Here is a 19,825-nt window from a genome sequence, read left to right on the forward strand (position 1 = left end):
TGATTTAAAGAGTGACAAATGTTTACAGTTTAATTAAAACTGCATAAGAACTTCTAGCTTTTCTCTTTCGTTCAAAGAGAAGTTCTAATACCACCATATCGTGCGATCGGGAACGGTATATATATTAATAGGAGGGTAATATATATTTAACGCACGATATGGGACTATTAGCCTTCGACTTTGTTATGTTGATGTGTGGCCTAAAATATTGGAGATACCAATATTTTAGGTTGCATCAACATCAATTCATCTTACTTCATTAAAACACAGCGTGTTATTTCATGCTTCCGTGTACAGTTTCAATATTTGATTTCATCATTTTGTAGTAAGAGTCACCTTTAGTGCCTTCTTTACCGATTGAATCTGTGTACACTTCACCAAAGATATCTTTCTTCGTTTCTTCAGATAAACTTTCCATTGCTTTCTTATCAACACTTGTTTCTACTAATAAGTGTTTTAATTTGTGCTTTTTAACAAACTCAATAGCTTGTCTCATTTGTTCAGGTGTACCTTGTTTTTCAGTGTTAATTTCCCAAATATAACCTGGTGTAATACCGTATTGTTTTGAGAAGTACTTGAAGGCACCTTCACTTGTAATCATGGCACGTTGTTCTTTTGGAATGTCATTAAATTTGTCTTTACTGTCATTATTTAATTTTTCCAATTGAGCAATGTATTTGTTACCTTGCTTTTCATAATCTGCTTTATGTTTTTTGTCGTTATCGATAAATGTTTGTTGAATTGTTTTTACGTATTTAATACCGTTATCTAAACTTAACCATGCGTGTGGATCTTGTTTATCTTTGTTGCCTTCTTCACCGTTTAAATAGATAGGTTTAACATCTTTTGATACTGCGATAACTTTTTTATCTTTTAATGATTTACCAGCCTGTTCTAAGGCTTTTTCAAACCAACCGTTACCAGTCTCTAAATTTAATCCGTTGTATAAAATAACGTCAGCGTCAGTTAACTTTTTAATATCTTTAGGTTTAACTTCATATTCATGAGGATCTTGACCAACAGGTACAATACTATGAATATCGACGTTGTCCCCACCAACATTTTTAGCCATATCATATAAAATTGAATTCGTCGTTACTACTTTTAATTTGCCATTTGACTTATCACTGCTTTGTTTACCACCAGTACCACATGCAGCAACTAGAAGTAATAAGGCTAATAATAAAGGTACTAATTTTTTCATGTTAAACTTCCTCGTTTCTTTCTATTCGTAAATTTTGTGAAAAATAATGTGATGATATAAATTACAAACGTACAAAGTACGATTGTCGCACCACTAGGAATGTTGTAAATATAGCTGTAATAAAGTCCGACAATTGAACTTATGACACTTATTAAACTTGCTATAATCATCATTGAGTATAGTTTTTTACTAATTAAAAATGCTGTAGATGCAGGTGTAATTAATAATGCAACTACAAGAATAATACCTACCGTTTGAATACTTGCTACTGTTACTAATGAGAGTAACAACATCACAAAGTAATGTAATAACGTCGTATTTAGACCACTCATTCTACTAAACGTTGGATCGAATGTAGAAATCATTAATGGACGATAGAAAATAATGATTAGAATAAGGACGATTGAACCAATCACAATAGTTGTTAAAAATGCACTATTTGTGATTGCCAGTAAATTACCAAACAGAATATGGTACAAATCTGTCGTAGTGTTTATTAAGCTAATAATAATAATCCCCGAAGCTAAGAAAGCGGTAAAACTAATTCCAATAGCGGCGTCAGGTTTCGTTTTACTACTAGATGTGATATAACCGATAAAAATACTTGCGATCATACCAGTTATAAGTGCGCCTACAAACATTGGAATACCAAATAAGAATGATAGGGCAACACCAGGTAATACTGCGTGACTCATTGCATCTCCCATTAATGAAAGACCACGTAATACAATTAAACTACCAACTGTACCACAAACTATCCCTACAATAATTGAAGTTATCAATGCTCGATTCAAGAATTGATATGTAAATAAATGTTCGACAAACTCTAACATGTTATATTGCTCCTTTGACTAGGGTCACTACAGTCAGTGCTACTCATAAATGTTTCGTTTAAGCGAGTGACACTCATAGCCTCTTCACTATCACCAAAGTATCGTAATGTTTGATTTAATAGAATAATGCGATCAAAGTATTGCTTTGCTTTTGATAGATCATGGTGGATGATAAGAATAAGTTTTCCTTGTTGTTTTAAGTTCTCGATTTTTGTCATGATTAATTTTTCGCTACTAAAATCAATTCCGACAAACGGCTCATCTAGAAAATAAACTTCACTTTCGGACATCAATGCTCTTGCTACTAGCACACGTTGTAATTGTCCACCACTTAATTCTGAAATTTGTCGATGACGTAAAGATTCTAATTCTAAATCGCTTAATAACTGTTTGAGTTTATCCCTTGCTGATTTATTAGGTCGTCTAAACCATCCAATTTCTTTGTAGCAACCTGATAAAATCACTTGTTCCACACTTATAGGAAAATCTAAATCAATATGTGCTTTTTGTGGAATATATGTAATATGTTGCAGTTGTTGTTGTATAGGTTTGTTATATAACAATTTAGTACCGGTAGCATTAAATTCACCAATTAAAGACTTGATAAGGGAAGATTTACCAGCACCATTCGGGCCCATGATACCAATTATTTCGCCGCGTACTGGTATCGATAAGGAAATGTTTTTAAGTACATGCTTATTACCTAAAAACAGATTTAAATCTTTTGTTTCTAACAAACGTTTATACCTCCTAATTAAAAGTTTAGGCTAACCTAATTAATTGTATAATAAACTGAGAATATTTATCATGTCAAGTAAATTCGTGATATAATATAGACAATGTATGTGAGGTGAAAGTATGTTAACTGAAGAAAAAGAGGACTATTTAAAGGCAATCCTTACGAATAATGGCGATAAAAACTTTGTGACAAATAAAATCTTATCTCAATTTTTAAATATTAAGCCTCCATCTGTAAGTGAAATGGTAGGACGTCTTGAAAAAGCAGGCTATGTTGAAACAAAACCATACAAAGGTGTTAGATTAACAGAGGATGGTTTAACGCATACGCTTGATATCATTAAGAGACATCGACTATTAGAATTATTTTTAATAGAAATATTGAAATATAATTGGGAAGAAGTACATCAAGAAGCAGAAATTTTAGAACATCGAATTTCAGATTTATTTGTTGAAAGGCTGGATAGCCTGTTAAATTTCCCAGAAACTTGCCCGCACGGCGGTGTGATTCCTAGAAATAATGAATATAAAGAGAAATATATAACAACGATTTTGAATTATGAACCTGGTGATATCGTTACAATCAAACGTGTGAGAGATAAGACCGATTTGCTAATATATTTGTCTAGTAAAGATATTTCTATTGGTAATGAAGTGGAAATTGTATCGAAAGATGAAATGAATAAAGTAATTATCATTAAACGTAATGATAATGTAATTATTGTCAGTTACGAAAATGCAATGAACATGTTTGCTGAAAAATAAAATAAAGAAGCCATAAAGATATCCATGATTGAACTGATAAAGACATATGGATAATTGCTTTAGGCTTCTTTTTTATTAGTTAATTTATCAAGTGAGTATATTTGAGTAAAATATTCACTGCATAAAGATTGAAGATAATCCATATTGTACTATAAATGAAGATAGGTACATGACTGAGTTCTTTAAGTGCACTACCATCCCACTGTGGACTCGGACGCTGGAAAGTCAATTTAGCAATCGTCCAACTAGATTGTAGAACTTCGCCTAATAATACACCTAAAATATATTGATAACTCATTGTGACAAGTAGTTGAATTTCTACTATATTTTCATCTTTTAATATAAAATACAACATGATAGAAATTAAAGTTATAACAACAATGGGTGAGCCTTTTCTAGATGTTAAAATTAAAAAATAAATAAATATCAATAAATAGGTAAATATAAAGAAACTAGGTATCTGATAATGGCTCGACGCTAAACCTATCAATAACATAATAGGTGGCATAAAATAACCACCAATCGTTGTAAGCCATTGGCCTGCTAGATGTCTAGATTGTGTAATTGCGAATCCTTGTTGTAATGTCTGTTGTCGCTCTCGTGGACTTGTTACAATGACTAAATCTTTTGCACGGCCACCAGCGAGTTTATTAAACAGTACATGACCAAATTCATGTGTTAAAACAGGGATATAGTTTAAAATGACATCTAAATAGTTCAAAACAGGCTTATGTCTATATTGATGAATAGCAATATAACAAGCTGCAACAATAACGATAATGTATATATTAAGTTGAATTGTCGTATTAAAAAAGTTTGATAAATAATTCATTGTTAACCTCATATAAGATATTAATTTAAAGTTTGCTTAGCACTTATTATAAATGATATTGGCATCAATAGCGTTAGACTTTAGACTTACCTTAGTTAAACTAATTTTAATTTTTGAAAAGGTGAATATGTGTTAAAATAAAGCAAAATCATTTCGATATAAATAGGATGAATATAAATACTGTTAATATTGATTACACTAACATAATAATGAAATAAGATAGGAGATTCCTGTTATGACTGTTGAAGAAAGATCCAATACAGCCAAAGTTGACATTTTAGGGGTCGATTTTGATAATACAACAATGTTGCAAATGGTTGAAAATATTAAAACCTTTTTTGCAAATCAATCAACGAATAATCTTTTTATAGTAACAGCCAACCCTGAAATAGTGAATTACGCGACGACACATCAAGCGTATTTAGAGTTAATAAATCAAGCGAGCTATATTGTTGCTGATGGGACAGGAGTAGTCAAAGCTTCGCATCGTTTAAAGCAACCTCTAGCGCATCGTATACCTGGTATTGAGTTGATGGATGAATGTTTGAAAATTGCTCATGTAAATCATCAAAAAGTATTTTTGCTAGGGGCAACTAATGAAGTTGTAGAAGCGGCACAATATGCATTGCAACAAAGATATCCAAACATATCGTTTGCACATCATCACGGTTATATTGATTTAGAAGATGAGACAGTAGTGAAACGAATTAAACTGTTTAAACCTGATTACATATTTGTAGGTATGGGATTCCCTAAACAAGAAGAATGGATTATGACACATGAAAACCAATTTGAATCTACAGTGATGATGGGCGTAGGTGGTTCTCTTGAAGTATTTGCTGGGGCTAAAAAGAGAGCGCCTTATATCTTTAGAAAATTAAACATTGAATGGATATATAGAGCATTAATAGATTGGAAACGTATTGGTAGATTAAAGAGTATTCCAATATTTATGTATAAAATAGCCAAAGCAAAAAGAAAAATAAAAAAGGCGAAATAATCATGATGACAAAAATAAAACCGAGGAAATCCTTAAATGGAGATTCTCGGTTTTTTCGGTTTATTTAATAACGAAGCGGGCCTCATCGAGTTTGTTTCTAAATTCTTTTTGTTCGGCTTTAGATTTCTTTTTAAAATCGTTAAGGAAAGCTTCGTATTTAGGTAATACATCATCAAGTTCACCGTAATCTTTTAACTTTCCGCCTTCAATCCAAGCAATCTTAGTACAAAATTGTCTCACTTGGCCTAAGTTATGACTAACGAAAAAGATGGTTTTGTTTTGCTCTTTAAACTCGTAAATTTTATCTAAACATTTTTGTGCAAAAGTTTGGTCACCTACAGATAAAGCTTCGTCAATGACTAAGATATCTGGATTAACTGTGATATTAATTGAAAAACCAAGTTTTGCACGCATACCACTTGAATACTTTTTAACTGGTTGATAAATAAACTCACCAAGTTCACTAAAATCAATAATCTTAGGTGTCATCGCTTTAATTTCTTTTCGCTTAAAGCCCATACATAACATTTTAAATTCGATATTTTCAATCCCTGTAAGTTGTCCACTCAAGCCAGCACTAATTGCGATAACGCTGACTTCACCATTACGATCCACTTTGCCAACAGTAGGCGACAAAGAACCGCCAATGATATTGCTCAACGTTGATTTGCCGGAACCATTGATGCCAACAAGCCCTATGACGTCGCCTTCATATGCTTTTAAACTAATGTCATCTAAAGCGAAAAATGTTTTGTTTTTATGTTTGGGAATGAGCGCATCTTTCATACGTTCTTTATTTGTACGATAAATACGATATTCTTTTGTTACATTTTTAATGTTTACCGAAACGTTCATTTGTAGACCTTCCTTATTCACATTTATCTAGATTATAATATACTACTCAACAGTTGTTAAATTTTAAAACCTGTTGTAAAGTGTATAGAAGATTTTGTTATTATCAGAGTTGGTGTTTTGATACAAAATGTTAAGCATCAATGATAACAATGATATTTAAAAACTAAACTTATTTCAACTTACATGATTGTATACTATAATGTATTTGTAATAAACTAATATTTTAAAGAACTAGACAATAATTTTGATAGCATCCATGTATAGTGATAGTATTTACAACAATTATTATAATACTATTTAGTTAAGTAGAGAAATAGTTAAACATTTGAAAGTGTGGTTTAATGGAATGTCAGCAATAGGAACAGTTTTTAAAGAACATGTAAAGAACTTTTATTTAATTCAAAGACTGGCTCAGTTTCAAGTTAAAATTATCAATCATAGTAACTATTTAGGTGTGGCATGGGAATTAATTAACCCTGTTATGCAAATTATGGTTTACTGGATGGTTTTTGGATTAGGAATAAGAAGTAATGCACCAATTCATGGTGTACCTTTTGTTTATTGGTTATTGGTTGGTATCAGTATGTGGTTCTTCATCAACCAAGGTATTTTAGAAGGTACTAAAGCAATTACACAAAAGTTTAATCAAGTATCGAAAATGAACTTCCCGTTATCGATAATACCGACATATATTGTGACAAGTAGATTTTATGGACATTTAGGCTTACTTTTACTTGTGATAATTGCATGTATGTTTACTGGTATTTATCCATCAATACATATCATTCAATTATTGATATATGTACCGTTTTGTTTTTTCTTAACTGCCTCGGTGACGTTATTAACATCAACACTCGGTGTGTTAGTTAGAGATACACAAATGTTAATGCAAGCAATATTAAGAATATTATTTTACTTTTCACCAATTTTGTGGCTACCAAAGAACCATGGTATCAGTGGTTTAATTCATGAAATGATGAAATATAATCCAGTTTACTTTATTGCTGAATCATACCGTGCAGCAATTTTATATCACGAATGGTATTTCATGGATCATTGGAAATTAATGTTATACAATTTCGGTATTGTTGCCATTTTCTTTGCAATTGGTGCGTACTTACACATGAAATATAGAGATCAATTTGCAGACTTCTTGTAATATATTTATATGACGAAACCCCGCTAACCATTAATAAATGGAAGTGGGGTTCATTTTTGTTTATAATTTAAGTAAATAACATATTAAGTTGGTGTATTATGAACGTTTTAATAAAGAAATTTTATCATTTGGTTGTTCGAATACTTTCTAAAATGATTACGCCTCAAGTGATTGATAAACCGCATATCGTATTTATGATGACTTTTCCAGAAGATATTAAGCCTATCATCAAAGCATTAAATAATTCGTCGTATCAGAAAATTGTTTTAACAACACCAAAACAAGCGCCTTATTTATCTGAACTTAGCGACGATGTTGATGTGATAGAAATGACTAATCGAACATTGGTAAAACAAATTAAGGCTTTGAAAAGCGCGCAGATGATTATTATCGATAATTATTACCTATTACTAGGTGGATATAATAAGACTTCTAATCAACACATTGTTCAAACGTGGCATGCAAGTGGTGCATTAAAAAACTTTGGATTAACAGATCATCAAGTCGATGTGTCTGACAAGGCAATGGTTCAGCAGTACCGTAAAGTTTATCAAGCGACGGATTTTTACTTAGTGGGTTGTGAACAAATGTCACAATGTTTTAAACAGTCTTTAGGTGCAACAGAAGAGCAAATGCTGTATTTTGGGCTTCCGAGAATTAATAAATATTACACAGCTGATAGAGCAACGGTTAAGGCAGAGTTAAAGGATAAATATGGAATTACAAATAAGTTGGTATTATATGTACCAACATATAGAGAAGATAAAGCAGATAATAGGGCTATTGATAAAGCTTATTTTGAAAAATGTTTACCAGGATATACACTGATTAATAAATTACATCCATCAATTGAAGATTCAGACATTGATGACGTATCTTCAATCGACACGTCTACATTAATGCTAATGTCAGATATAATTATTAGCGACTATAGTTCGCTGCCAATAGAAGCTAGCTTGTTAGATATTCCAACTATATTTTATGTGTATGATGAAGGAACATATGATAAAGTGAGAGGCCTGAATCAATTTTACAAAGCAATACCGGATAGCTACAAAGTGTATACTGAAGAAGATTTAATAATGACGATACAAGAAAAAGAACATCTATTAAGTCCGTTATTTAAAGATTGGCATAAGTATAATACTGATAAAAGTTTACATCAGCTCACAGAATATATAGATAAGATGGTGACAAAATGAGGCTTACGATAATCATACCTACATGTAATAATGAGGCAACAATTCGACAATTGTTAATATCTATTGAGAGTAAAGAACACTATAGAATCCTTTGTATTGATGGTGGTTCTACTGATCAAACAATTCCTATGATTGAACGGTTACAAAGAGAACTCAAGCATATTTCATTAATACAATTACAAAATGCTTCGATAGCTACGTGTATTAATAAAGGTTTGATGGATATCAAAATGACAGATCCACATGATAGTGACGCATTTATGGTCATAAAACCAACATCAATCGTATTGCCAGGTAAATTAGATAGGTTAACTGTAGCTTTCAAAAATAATGATAATATTGATATGGTAATAGGGCAGCGAGCTTACAATTACCATGGTGAATGGAAATTGAAAAGTGCTGATGAGTTTATTAAAGATAATCGAATCGTTACATTAACGGAACAACCAGATTTGTTATCAATGATGTCTTTTGACGGAAAGTTATTCAGTGCTAAATTTGCTGAATTACAGTGTGACGAAACTTTAGCTAACACATACAATCACGCAATACTTGTCAAGGCGATGCAAAAAGCTACGGATATACATTTAGTTTCACAGATGATTGTCGGAGATAACGATATAGATACACATGCTACAAGTAACGATGAAGATTTTAATAGATATATCACAGAAATTATGAAAATAAGACAACGAGTCATGGAAATGTTACTATTACCTGAACAAAGGCTATTATATAGTGATATGGTTGATCGTATTTTATTCAATAATTCATTAAAATATTATATGAACGAACACCCAGCAGTAACGCACACGACAATTCAACTCGTAAAAGACTATATTATGTCTATGCAGCATTCTGATTATGTATCGCAAAACATGTTTGACATTATAAATACAGTTGAATTTATTGGTGAGAATTGGGATAGAGAAATATACGAATTGTGGCGACAAACATTAATTCAAGTGGGCATTAATAGGCCGACTTATAAAAAATTCTTGATACAACTTAAAGGGAGAAAGTTTGCACATCGAACAAAATCAATGTTAAAACGATAACGTGTACATTGATGACCATAAACTGCAATCCTATGATGTGACAATATGAGGAGGATAACTTAATGAAACGTGTAATAACATATGGCACATATGACTTACTTCACTATGGTCATATCGAATTGCTTCGTCGTGCAAGAGAGATGGGCGATTATTTAATAGTAGCATTATCAACAGATGAATTTAATCAAATTAAACATAAAAAATCTTATTATGATTATGAACAACGAAAAATGATGCTTGAATCAATACGCTATGTCGATTTAGTCATTCCAGAAAAGGGCTGGGGACAAAAAGAAGACGATGTCGAAAAATTTGATGTAGATGTTTTTGTTATGGGACATGACTGGGAAGGTGAATTCGACTTCTTAAAGGATAAATGTGAAGTCATTTATTTAAAACGTACAGAAGGCATTTCGACGACTAAAATCAAACAAGAATTATATGGTAAAGATGCTAAATAAATTATATAGAACTATCGATACTAAACGATAAATTAATGTAGGTTATTATAAAATAAATATAAAACGGACAAGTTTCGCAGCTTTATAATGTGCAACTTGTCCGTTTTTAGTATGTTTTATTTTCTTTTTCTAAATAAACGATTGATTATCATATGAACAATAAGTGCTAATCCAGCGACAAGGCATGCACCACCAATGATAGTGAATAATGGATGTTCTGCCCACATACTTTTAGCAACAGTATTTGCCTTTTGAATAATTGGCTGATGAACTTCTACAGTTGGAGGTCCATAATCTTTATTAATAAATTCTCTTGGATAGTCCGCGTGTACTTTACCATCTTCGACTACAAGTTTATAATCTTTTTTACTAAAATCACTTGGTAAAACATCGTAAAGATCATTTTCAACATAATATTTCTTACCATTTATCCTTTGCTCACCTTTAGACAATATTTTTACATATTTATACTGATCAAATGAACGTTCCATTAATGCATTCCCCATCATATTACGTTGCTTCTCGCCACCAAGGTTTTTATAGTCTCCTGCACCCATGATAACTTGATTAATTCTAAATTTACCTCGTTTGGTAGTAATCGTATGGTTGTAATTTGCTGTATCACTTGATCCAGTTTTTAAACCATCTGTACCCGGCAAACTCATTTTTGCACCTTCCAATGAAAAGTTGAATGTGTAATACGTAACTGCATGCGTTGTTGGTGCTAACTGCTTTGTAAAGTCTAATATTTTAGGTGTCTCTTTAATCACGCGTAAATCTAAAATGGCATAGTCTCTAGCAGTCGTTACAGTACGTTCTTGGTCTTTATACTTTGTTGGTGCAAATGTACGTAATCTTGAATTTTCAGCACCCGTTGGATTGACGAAATGTGTATTTTTCATTCCGATAGCTTTAGCTTTGTTATTCATTAAATCAACGAAATCGCTCGTGTTTTTTGATACCTTCTTAGCTAAAATTAATGCCGCGGCATTACTAGAATTAGATACTGTAATTTGTAATAGGTCTGCGATTGTCCATACTTGTCCAGGATATAGTTTCGTATTACTCAACTCAGGTAGTGTAGACATAATATATTCTTTGTTCGTCATTCTGACAGTGTCATCAAGTGAAAGCTGCCCCTTATTTACAGCTTCCAATGTTAAGTACATTGTCATTAATTTAGTCATAGACGCTGGATTCCACTTAGTATCGATATTGTATTGATACAGTAATTGTCCAGTTTGACTTACATTAACAGCACTCGTCGGTTCGTATGCAGCCGACAAACCTGCATAACCATATTGATTTGCTGCTTGTACAGGGGTTACGTCACTGTTAGCAGCTTGTGCATATGGTGTCATAATACTTAATGTTAAAAATAAAATGATGATAATAGATATTAAATTTTTCATAAAGCGTTAATCTTCCCTTTTCCAATTCTTAAATATTCCCTAAAAGCAATGGTCATTCCTACTTACGGAAATCATTGCTAATTCACTTCACCTTAATTAAATTGTTGAAAATAAAGTTTTCTGCAGTTAATTTGAAAAATAATGCAAATATATTACGTGTGTAGCTAAAGGTGTTATAATGTTTGTACGAAGAGCAAACTTACTCAAAAGCGATTAATTTTCATGTTTTAATATAAAGACTTTGAGAAGTTATTACAAAAAATGCAATAGAAATATTCTATCATATAAATGTTATGAGCGGTATTTTGGGGCAACACTTTATTTGATTTTTAAAGTTTTGTTGGGAGAAAGTATATGATAGAAATGCATGTATCTATCTAAATGAATTAACTATAAATTTCAAACAGAAGAGGTAAAACTATGAAACGAGAAAATCCATTGTTTTTCTTATTTAAAAAACTATCATGGCCAGTGGGTCTTATCGTTGCAGCTATCACTATTTCATCACTAGGGAGCTTAAGTGGACTATTAGTGCCACTGTTTACTGGACGAATTGTAGATAAATTTTCCGTGAGCCATATCAATTGGAATCTAATCGCATTATTTGGTGGTATCTTTGTCATCAATGCTTTATTAAGCGGATTAGGTTTATATTTATTAAGTAAAATTGGTGAAAAGATTATTTATGCGATACGCTCAGTTTTATGGGAGCATATCATACAATTAAAAATGCCATTCTTTGACAAAAATGAAAGTGGTCAATTAATGAGTCGATTAACTGACGATACGAAAGTGATAAATGAATTTATTTCACAAAAGCTACCTAACTTATTACCATCAATCGTTACATTAGTTGGGTCACTAATCATGTTATTTATTTTAGATTGGAAAATGACATTATTAACATTTATAACGATACCGATATTCGTTTTAATTATGATTCCTCTAGGTCGTATTATGCAAAAGATATCGACAAGTACACAATCTGAAATTGCAAACTTCAGTGGTTTGTTAGGGCGTGTCCTAACTGAAATGCGTCTTGTTAAAATATCAAATACAGAGCGTCTTGAATTAGATAATGCACATAAAAATTTGAATGAAATATATAAATTAGGTTTAAAACAGGCTAAAATTGCGGCAGTTGTACAACCAATTTCAGGTATAGTTATGTTGCTAACAATTGCAATTATTTTAGGTTTTGGTGCATTAGAAATTGCGACTGGTGCAATCACTGCAGGTACATTAATTGCAATGATATTTTATGTTATTCAGTTATCTATGCCTTTAATCAATCTTTCCACGTTAGTTACAGATTATAAAAAGGCAGTCGGTGCAAGTAGTAGAATATACGAAATCATGCAAGAACCTATTGAACCGACAGAAGCTCTTGAAGATTCTGAAAATGTATTAATTGATGACGGTGTATTGTCATTTGAACATGTAGACTTTAAATATGATGTGAAGAAAATATTAGATGATGTGTCGTTCCAAATCCCACAAGGTCAAGTGAGTGCTTTTGTAGGTCCTTCTGGGTCTGGTAAAAGTACGATATTTAATCTGATAGAACGTATGTATGAAATTGAGTCAGGTGATATTAAATATGGCCTTGAAAGTGTCTATAATATCCCGTTATCTAAGTGGCGACGCAAAATTGGATATGTTATGCAATCAAATTCGATGATGAGTGGTACAATTAGAGACAATATTTTATACGGAATTAATCGTCATGTTTCAGATGAAGAACTTATTAATTATGCTAAATTAGCGAACTGTCATGATTTTATCATGCAATTTGATGAAGGATATGACACGCTTGTAGGTGAACGAGGATTGAAACTGTCTGGCGGACAACGTCAACGTATTGATATTGCTAGAAGTTTTGTTAAAAATCCTGATATTTTGTTACTTGATGAAGCAACAGCTAATCTCGATAGTGAAAGTGAATTGAAAATTCAAGAAGCTTTAGAAACATTGATGGAAGGTAGAACAACGATTGTCATTGCGCATCGTTTGTCTACGATTAAAAAAGCCGGTCAAATTATATTCTTAGACAAAGGACAGGTAACAGGTAAAGGTACGCATTCAGAACTGATGGCATCACATGCGAAGTATAAAAACTTTGTAGTGTCTCAAAAATTAACAGATTAATTTTATATATAAGTAAGCTTGGAGCAAATACACATATACCATCGAGGAAATTAAAGTGTGGCACATTGATGGATATAGATGTTAATAAATTGCTTCAAGCTTTTGTCTTTTTTAAATCATTTGAGAAGTTACGACATAATAATTCTTAAATTAATGAAATCGATATTTTAAGAAAAAAATGCTCATGGTATAATACAAGTTATAAGCAAACATACATATATTAAATACTGTAGCCACGAGTCATAATTCTTCATATTTTACATAGCAATTTAACTGATTTTAGAGTCCACGGTACAGAAGTTTGATATTTCAATGTTTCTAAATTTTTAAAAAATTAAATCATAGGTGGGTGCCAAATGTTTTTATTAATCAACATTATTGGTCTAATTGTATTTCTTGGTATTGCGGTATTATTTTCAAGAGATCGCAAAAATATCCAATGGCAATCAATTGGGATCTTAGTTGTTTTAAACCTGTTTTTAGCATGGTTCTTTATTTATTTTGATTGGGGTCAAAAAGCAGTAAGAGGAGCAGCCAATGGTATCGCTTGGGTAGTTCAGTCAGCGCATGCTGGTACAGGTTTTGCATTTGCAAGTTTGACAAATGTTAAAATGATGGATATGGCTGTTGCAGCCTTATTCCCAATATTATTAATAGTGCCATTATTTGATATCTTAATGTACTTTAATATTTTACCGAAAATTATTGGAGGTATTGGTTGGTTACTAGCTAAAGTAACAAGACAACCTAAATTCGAGTCATTCTTTGGGATAGAAATGATGTTCTTAGGAAATACTGAAGCATTAGCCGTATCAAGTGAGCAACTAAAACGTATGAATGAAATGCGTGTATTAACAATCGCAATGATGTCAATGAGCTCTGTATCCGGAGCTATTGTAGGTGCGTATGTACAAATGGTACCAGGAGAACTGGTACTAACGGCAATTCCACTAAATATCGTTAACGCGATTATTGTGTCATGCTTGTTGAATCCAGTAAGTGTTGAAGAGAAAGAAGATATTATTTACAGTCTTAAAAACAATGAAGTTGAACGTCAACCATTCTTCTCATTCCTTGGAGATTCTGTATTAGCAGCAGGTAAATTAGTATTAATCATCATCGCATTTGTTATTAGTTTTGTAGCGTTAGCTGATCTATTTGATCGTTTTATCAATTTGATTACAGGATTGATAGCAGGATGGATAGGCATAAAAGGTAGTTTCGGTTTAAACCAAATTTTAGGTGTGTTTATGTATCCATTTGCGCTATTACTCGGTTTACCTTATGATGAAGCGTGGTTGGTAGCACAACAAATGGCTAAGAAAATTGTTACAAATGAATTTGTTGTTATGGGTGAAATTTCTAAAGATATTGCATCTTATACACCACACCATCGTGCGGTTATTACAACATTCTTAATTTCATTTGCAAACTTCTCAACGATTGGTATGATTATCGGTACATTGAAAGGCATTGTTGATAAAAAGACATCAGACTTTGTATCTAAATATGTACCTATGATGCTATTATCAGGTATCCTAGTTTCATTATTAACAGCAGCATTCGTTGGTTTATTTGCATGGTAATATGTTGAAGAGTGACTATGATAATACATTTTAACTAATAAATATGTCCAGGCAAGTCGTCTATTGATATAGGTGAGATGCTTGGACTTTTTTATTATTGGTATAAAGATATTTAAATATTTTTAAAGTTACCGAAATTGAAGCATTATAAAAACCAAGTGCACATGGTAATACACTTGGCTTTTATGGGAAATGAATATTATTGTACATATGACAGTAAGGACTAGGTACAGTCATAGTACTTCGAGCAAAATTTGTTTTGTTATTATAAACAACACAAAGGAGATAACTTCTCTATTGAATAAGTTAAAAACATTATAGCAGACAATGAAATGAAAGTAAATTAAAAATTCAGAATATTTTTAATTATTATATTGTGAGTGATATTTATTAGGGAAAGCTATTCTTCATATAAATTAGTTAAATAGTAAATCTTTGTTAGAACTCTTTCCATAGAGTTGTGACAGCATTTTTGTTGTGCTACTATTTTTATAGTCTAATAAATATATAAAGGGGATGGTTTCGTGAATAAAACGGTTAAAGATTTAATACTAGTTGTCTTAGGTTCATTTATCTTTGCTGCAGGTGTAAATGCATTTATTATTTCTGGTAACTTAGGTGAAGGCGGGGTTACAGGTTTAGCAATTATTTTATATTATGCGTTTCATATTTCACCAGCCATCACTAACTTCTTGGTCAACGCAGTATTGATTGCCATAGGTTATAAATTTTTGAGTAAGAGAAGTATGTACTTAACTATTCTTGTAACAATTCTTATTTCAATATTTTTGAGTTTAACAGAATCATGGCAAGTAGAAACTGGAAACAGCATTGTGAATGCCATTTTTGGTGGTGTAAGCGTTGGACTAGGAATCGGAGTAATTATCCTTGCAGGCGGTACAACAGCAGGTACAACAATTTTGGCGAGAATTGCAACGAAATACCTCGATGTAAGCACGCCATATGCTTTGCTTTTCTTCGATATGATCGTTGTTGCAATTTCACTTACAGTTATTCCACTTGATAAAGTATTAGTAACAGTAATATCACTTTATATAGGAACAAAAGTGATGGAATATGTCATAGAAGGTTTAAACACTAAAAAAGCTATGACGATTATTTCAACTAATCCCGACAAACTTGCCAAAGCAATAGACGAGCAAATTGGAAGAGGTTTAACTATTTTAAACGGACATGGCTATTATACGCGTGAAGAAAAAGATGTCTTATACGTTGTTATTTCTAAAACACAAGTTTCAAAAGCAAAGCGATTAATTAAACAAATCGATAAAGATGCATTCCTCGTAATTCATGATGTAAGAGATGTCTATGGTAATGGCTTTCTTGCAGATGAATAAATAAATGGTATGAGCACACATACTTAAATAGAAGTCCACGGACAAGTTTTTGAACTATGAAGACTTATCTGTGGGCGTTTTTTATTTTATAAAAGTAATATACAAGACATGACAAATCGAGCTATCCAATTTAAAAAGTAATGTTAGTCAATAAGATTGAAAAATGTTATAATGATGTTCATGATAATCATTATCAATTGGGATGCCTTTGAAAATTGATAATTTAAAAATAGAAATTATTTTTTATAAACAGAAAGAATTTTATTGAAAGTAGGGAAATTATGAATCGTTTGCATGGACAACAAGTTAAAATTGGTTACGGGGATAACACGATTATAAATAAATTAGATGTTGAAATACCAGATGGCAAAGTGACGTCAATCATTGGTCCTAACGGCTGCGGGAAATCTACTTTGCTAAAGGCATTGTCACGTTTATTGGCAGTTAAAGAAGGCGAAGTATTTTTAGATGGTGAAAATATTCATACACAATCTACGAAAGAGATTGCAAAAAAAATAGCCATTTTACCTCAATCACCTGAAGTAGCAGATGGCTTAACTGTTGGGGAATTAGTTTCATATGGTCGTTTTCCACATCAAAAAGGATTTGGTAGATTAACTGCTGAGGATAAGAAAGAAATTGATTGGGCAATGGAAGTTACAGGAACTGATACATTCCGACACCGTTCAATCAATGATTTAAGTGGTGGTCAAAGACAACGTGTTTGGATTGCAATGGCATTAGCACAAAGAACTGATATTATCTTTTTAGACGAACCAACAACATATTTAGATATCTGTCATCAATTAGAAATACTAGAATTAGTTCAGAAGCTAAATCAGGAACAAGGTTGTACAATTGTCATGGTTCTTCATGATATCAACCAAGCGATTCGTTTCTCAGATCATCTTATTGCGATGAAAGAAGGAGATATCATCGCTACAGGTTCAACAGAAGACGTATTAACACAGGAAATATTAGAAAAAGTTTTTAATATTGATGTTGTTTTAAGTAAAGATCCTAAAACTGGAAAACCTTTACTGGTAACTTATGACTTATGTCGCAGAGCTTATTCTTAATTAAGTAAGTTAATATGATAAAAAGGACAATTAACATGACAAATAGAGAGAACCCAACGCCATTGAAGTTTTTATCCTATATTATAGGTTTAAGTATGATACTACTAATCACACTATTTATTTCTACATTAATAGGTGACGCCAAAATTCAAGCCTCTACAATTATAGAGGCTATTTTTAATTATAATCCTAGCAATCAACAGCAAAACATCATCAATGAGATTAGGATTCCCAGAAATATAGCAGCAGTAATTGTGGGTATGGCGCTTGCAGTTTCTGGTGCGATTATACAAGGTGTTACCCGTAATAGTCTTGCTGATCCGGCTCTCATAGGTTTAAATTCAGGTGCTTCATTTGCTTTAGCATTAACATATGCAGTTTTACCAAACACTTCATTTTTAATATTGATGTTTGCTGGATTTTTAGGTGCTATTCTAGGAGGTGCTATTGTATTAATGATAGGCCGATCTAGACGTGATGGATTTAATCCGATGCGTATTATTTTAGCGGGTGCAGCAGTAAGTGCTATGTTAACAGCGCTAAGTCAAGGTATTGCATTAGCTTTTAGACTAAATCAAACAGTAACATTTTGGACTGCTGGAGGCGTTTCAGGCACAACATGGTCACACCTTAAGTGGGCAATTCCATTAATTGGTATTGCGTTATTCATTATATTAACAATTAGTAAACAACTTACCATTTTAAATCTTGGTGAATCATTAGCTAAAGGTTTAGGTCAAAATGTAACAATGATCAGAGGCATATGTTTAATTATTGCTATGATTCTAGCAGGTATTGCAGTTGCTATCGCTGGACAAGTTGCATTTGTAGGTTTGATGGTACCTCATATAGCAAGATTTTTAATTGGAACTGATTATGCTAAAATTCTACCATTAACAGCCTTGTTAGGTGGGATACTCGTGCTTGTTGCCGATGTGATAGCACGATATTTAGGAGAAGCGCCTGTTGGTGCAATCATTTCATTTATCGGTGTTCCTTACTTTTTATATTTAGTTAAAAAAGGAGGACGCTCAATATGATTAGTTCAAATAATAAACGCAGACAATGGATTGCACTGGCTGTTTTTAGCATTCTACTATTTCTAGGTTGTACTTGGAGTATTACCTCAGGTGAATACAACATACCTGTTGAAAGATTTTTCAAAACTTTAATTGGACAAGGTGATGCCATTGATGAGTTAATCTTATTAGATTTCAGATTACCTCGGATGATGATTACTATTTTGGCAGGCGCAGCGCTTAGTATTAGTGGTGCAATAGTGCAAAGTGTCACGAAAAATCCAATAGCTGAACCCGGTATATTAGGTATTAACGCAGGTGGCGGATTTGCAATCGCATTATTTATTGCAATTGGTAAAATTAATGCTGACAACTTTGTTTATGTACTGCCGTTAATAAGTATACTAGGTGGTATCACCACTGCATTGATTATTTTTATTTTCAGTTTTAATAAAAATGAAGGTGTTACACCTGCGAGTATGGTATTAATAGGTGTAGGTTTACAAACAGCATTATATGGTGGCTCAATTACAATTATGTCAAAATTTGATGATAAGCAATCTGATTTCATCGCTGCTTGGTTTGCAGGTAATATTTGGGGTGACGAATGGCCATTTGTCATTGCATTTTTACCGTGGGTGTTGATTATTATTCCTTACTTACTATTTAAATCGAATACACTAAATATTATTCATACGGGTGATAATATTGCACGAGGTCTAGGTGTAAGGTTAAGCAGAGAACGTCTAATATTATTCTTTATCGCAGTGATGTTATCATCTGCTGCTGTAGCAGTAGCAGGTTCAATTTCGTTTATCGGATTAATGGGTCCGCATATTGCCAAACGTATCGTTGGACCACGTCACCAGTTGTTTTTACCAATTGCCATTTTAGTAGGGGCATGTTTACTTGTTATAGCTGATACAATTGGCAAAATTGTATTACAACCAGGTGGGGTTCCAGCAGGTATTGTCGTAGCAATTATTGGTGCACCGTATTTCTTATATTTAATGTACAAAACGAAAAATGTATAGTGTCAAAGGACACAACTTATTGCTATGAAAGGCACTTTATTATAAGGCTTTTCATAGCATTTTTTATTTAATGAGCCACTCA

Annotated in this window: 18 protein-coding genes; 12 read left to right on the forward strand and 6 right to left on the reverse strand. The window is 32.3% G+C overall.

The annotated features are described in order from the left end of the window. Positions 1 to 274: 274 nt before the first annotated feature. From mntC to JQN76_RS07175, 3 genes are read right to left on the reverse strand one after another with little or no spacing between them, the layout of a single operon-like run. Entirely contained in the window at positions 275 to 1,204 is a 930-nt protein-coding gene (gene mntC / locus JQN76_RS07165; protein WP_000737654.1) for a manganese ABC transporter substrate-binding lipoprotein MntC, read from the reverse strand. Next, positions 1,201 to 2,037, reverse strand: coding sequence for a metal ABC transporter permease (locus JQN76_RS07170; RefSeq protein WP_000889252.1), 837 nt, complete (start codon positions 2,035 to 2,037; stop codon positions 1,201 to 1,203). The genes mntC and JQN76_RS07170 overlap by 4 nt, the downstream gene beginning before the upstream one ends. Beyond that, positions 2,031 to 2,774, reverse strand: a complete 744-nt coding sequence (locus JQN76_RS07175; RefSeq protein ID WP_000894464.1) for a metal ABC transporter ATP-binding protein — start codon at positions 2,772 to 2,774, stop codon at positions 2,031 to 2,033. Before JQN76_RS07175 ends, JQN76_RS07170 begins: the two co-directional genes overlap by 7 nt. A 121-nt stretch (positions 2,775 to 2,895) precedes the next feature. Between JQN76_RS07175 and JQN76_RS07180 the strand changes: the two genes are divergently transcribed. Continuing rightward, positions 2,896 to 3,540 carry a metal-dependent transcriptional regulator gene (locus JQN76_RS07180; RefSeq protein WP_000954654.1) on the forward strand — a complete coding sequence of 215 codons (645 nt, stop codon included), beginning with the start codon at positions 2,896 to 2,898 and terminating at the stop codon, positions 3,538 to 3,540. 79 nt (positions 3,541 to 3,619) lie between these two features. Here the strand turns inward: JQN76_RS07180 and JQN76_RS07185 are convergent, their stop codons facing one another. After that, on the reverse strand, positions 3,620 to 4,372 hold the full coding sequence (locus tag JQN76_RS07185; RefSeq protein WP_001108545.1) for a M50 family metallopeptidase: 753 nt from the start codon (positions 4,370 to 4,372) through the stop codon (positions 3,620 to 3,622). Positions 4,373 to 4,607: 235 nt separating this feature from the next. On the opposite strand from JQN76_RS07185, the gene tarA reads away from it, so the two are divergent. Continuing rightward, on the forward strand, positions 4,608 to 5,372 hold the full coding sequence (tarA, locus tag JQN76_RS07190; protein ID WP_000215388.1) for an N-acetylglucosaminyldiphosphoundecaprenol N-acetyl-beta-D-mannosaminyltransferase TarA: 765 nt from the start codon (positions 4,608 to 4,610) through the stop codon (positions 5,370 to 5,372). Between the two features lie 60 nt (positions 5,373 to 5,432). On the opposite strand, the gene tagH is transcribed toward tarA, so the two are convergent. Beyond that, a complete protein-coding gene (gene tagH / locus JQN76_RS07195; protein ID WP_001103229.1) occupies positions 5,433 to 6,227 on the reverse strand; it encodes a teichoic acids export ABC transporter ATP-binding subunit TagH in 795 nt (264 codons plus the stop codon). Between the two features lie 346 nt (positions 6,228 to 6,573). On the opposite strand from tagH, the gene tagG reads away from it, so the two are divergent. The 4 genes from tagG (at position 6,574) to tagD (ending at position 10,107) form a co-directional block, all read left to right on the forward strand. Next, positions 6,574 to 7,386 carry a teichoic acids export ABC transporter permease subunit TagG gene (gene tagG, locus JQN76_RS07200; RefSeq protein WP_001273058.1) on the forward strand — a complete coding sequence of 271 codons (813 nt, stop codon included), beginning with the start codon at positions 6,574 to 6,576 and terminating at the stop codon, positions 7,384 to 7,386. A gap of 98 nt (positions 7,387 to 7,484) precedes the next feature. Then, entirely contained in the window at positions 7,485 to 8,588 is a 1,104-nt protein-coding gene (tarB, locus tag JQN76_RS07205; RefSeq protein WP_001101594.1) for a teichoic acid glycerol-phosphate primase TarB, read from the forward strand. Further along, the gene (locus tag JQN76_RS07210; RefSeq protein ID WP_001241179.1) at positions 8,585 to 9,646 is read left to right on the forward strand and encodes a glycosyltransferase family 2 protein; all 1,062 of its coding nucleotides are present in this window, start codon (positions 8,585 to 8,587) and stop codon (positions 9,644 to 9,646) included. Before tarB ends, JQN76_RS07210 begins: the two co-directional genes overlap by 4 nt. Before the next feature lie 62 nt (positions 9,647 to 9,708). After that, complete coding sequence (gene tagD / locus JQN76_RS07215; RefSeq protein WP_000832260.1) at positions 9,709 to 10,107, forward strand: glycerol-3-phosphate cytidylyltransferase; 399 nt, start codon at positions 9,709 to 9,711, stop codon at positions 10,105 to 10,107. Positions 10,108 to 10,223: 116 nt separating this feature from the next. Here tagD and pbp4 read toward each other — a convergent pair whose 3' ends face one another. Next, the gene (pbp4, locus tag JQN76_RS07220) at positions 10,224 to 11,519 is read right to left on the reverse strand and encodes a penicillin-binding protein PBP4 (RefSeq protein ID WP_000793075.1); all 1,296 of its coding nucleotides are present in this window, start codon (positions 11,517 to 11,519) and stop codon (positions 10,224 to 10,226) included. A 420-nt stretch (positions 11,520 to 11,939) separates the two neighbouring features. On the opposite strand from pbp4, the gene JQN76_RS07225 reads away from it, so the two are divergent. The 6 genes from JQN76_RS07225 to JQN76_RS07250 all read left to right on the forward strand — a co-directional run bounded on the left by JQN76_RS07225 (position 11,940) and on the right by JQN76_RS07250 (position 19,743). Continuing rightward, positions 11,940 to 13,667 (forward strand): ABC transporter ATP-binding protein, encoded by a 1,728-nt coding sequence (locus JQN76_RS07225; protein ID WP_000817956.1) that lies wholly within the window; start codon positions 11,940 to 11,942, stop codon positions 13,665 to 13,667. A 356-nt stretch (positions 13,668 to 14,023) separates the two neighbouring features. Further along, positions 14,024 to 15,253, forward strand: coding sequence for a NupC/NupG family nucleoside CNT transporter (locus tag JQN76_RS07230; protein WP_000479279.1), 1,230 nt, complete (start codon positions 14,024 to 14,026; stop codon positions 15,251 to 15,253). Between the two features lie 524 nt (positions 15,254 to 15,777). Then, positions 15,778 to 16,611, forward strand: coding sequence for a YitT family protein (locus tag JQN76_RS07235; protein ID WP_001044662.1), 834 nt, complete (start codon positions 15,778 to 15,780; stop codon positions 16,609 to 16,611). A gap of 281 nt (positions 16,612 to 16,892) precedes the next feature. Next, a complete protein-coding gene (locus tag JQN76_RS07240; RefSeq protein ID WP_001080809.1) occupies positions 16,893 to 17,690 on the forward strand; it encodes an ABC transporter ATP-binding protein in 798 nt (265 codons plus the stop codon). Between the two features lie 35 nt (positions 17,691 to 17,725). Continuing rightward, on the forward strand, positions 17,726 to 18,730 hold the full coding sequence (locus tag JQN76_RS07245) for a FecCD family ABC transporter permease (protein ID WP_000184749.1): 1,005 nt from the start codon (positions 17,726 to 17,728) through the stop codon (positions 18,728 to 18,730). Continuing rightward, positions 18,727 to 19,743 (forward strand): FecCD family ABC transporter permease, encoded by a 1,017-nt coding sequence (locus JQN76_RS07250; protein WP_000625893.1) that lies wholly within the window; start codon positions 18,727 to 18,729, stop codon positions 19,741 to 19,743. The genes JQN76_RS07245 and JQN76_RS07250 overlap by 4 nt, the downstream gene beginning before the upstream one ends. The last annotated feature ends 82 nt before the right edge of the window (positions 19,744 to 19,825 follow it).

The organism is Staphylococcus sp. SM3655, from assembly GCF_016917315.1.
Lineage (GTDB): Bacteria > Bacillota > Bacilli > Staphylococcales > Staphylococcaceae > Staphylococcus > Staphylococcus aureus.

What these genes read in the sequence shown, in the direction of transcription:
- JQN76_RS07210 (WP_001241179.1), top strand. Translation starts at nt 8,585, where the DNA reads ATGAGGCTTACGATAATCATACCTACATGTAATAATGAGGCAACAATT.
- JQN76_RS07230 (WP_000479279.1), top strand. Translation starts at nt 14,024, where the DNA reads ATGTTTTTATTAATCAACATTATTGGTCTAATTGTATTTCTTGGTATT.
- pbp4 (WP_000793075.1), bottom strand. Translation starts at nt 11,519, where the DNA reads ATGAAAAATTTAATATCTATTATCATCATTTTATTTTTAACATTAAGT.
- mntC (WP_000737654.1), bottom strand. Translation starts at nt 1,204, where the DNA reads ATGAAAAAATTAGTACCTTTATTATTAGCCTTATTACTTCTAGTTGCT.
- JQN76_RS07245 (WP_000184749.1), top strand. Translation starts at nt 17,726, where the DNA reads ATGACAAATAGAGAGAACCCAACGCCATTGAAGTTTTTATCCTATATT.
- JQN76_RS07180 (WP_000954654.1), top strand. Translation starts at nt 2,896, where the DNA reads ATGTTAACTGAAGAAAAAGAGGACTATTTAAAGGCAATCCTTACGAAT.
- tarB (WP_001101594.1), top strand. Translation starts at nt 7,485, where the DNA reads ATGAACGTTTTAATAAAGAAATTTTATCATTTGGTTGTTCGAATACTT.
- JQN76_RS07225 (WP_000817956.1), top strand. Translation starts at nt 11,940, where the DNA reads ATGAAACGAGAAAATCCATTGTTTTTCTTATTTAAAAAACTATCATGG.
- JQN76_RS07170 (WP_000889252.1), bottom strand. Translation starts at nt 2,037, where the DNA reads ATGTTAGAGTTTGTCGAACATTTATTTACATATCAATTCTTGAATCGA.
- tagG (WP_001273058.1), top strand. Translation starts at nt 6,574, where the DNA reads ATGTCAGCAATAGGAACAGTTTTTAAAGAACATGTAAAGAACTTTTAT.
- tagD (WP_000832260.1), top strand. Translation starts at nt 9,709, where the DNA reads ATGAAACGTGTAATAACATATGGCACATATGACTTACTTCACTATGGT.
- JQN76_RS07250 (WP_000625893.1), top strand. Translation starts at nt 18,727, where the DNA reads ATGATTAGTTCAAATAATAAACGCAGACAATGGATTGCACTGGCTGTT.
- tarA (WP_000215388.1), top strand. Translation starts at nt 4,608, where the DNA reads ATGACTGTTGAAGAAAGATCCAATACAGCCAAAGTTGACATTTTAGGG.
- tagH (WP_001103229.1), bottom strand. Translation starts at nt 6,227, where the DNA reads ATGAACGTTTCGGTAAACATTAAAAATGTAACAAAAGAATATCGTATT.
- JQN76_RS07240 (WP_001080809.1), top strand. Translation starts at nt 16,893, where the DNA reads ATGAATCGTTTGCATGGACAACAAGTTAAAATTGGTTACGGGGATAAC.
- JQN76_RS07185 (WP_001108545.1), bottom strand. Translation starts at nt 4,372, where the DNA reads ATGAATTATTTATCAAACTTTTTTAATACGACAATTCAACTTAATATA.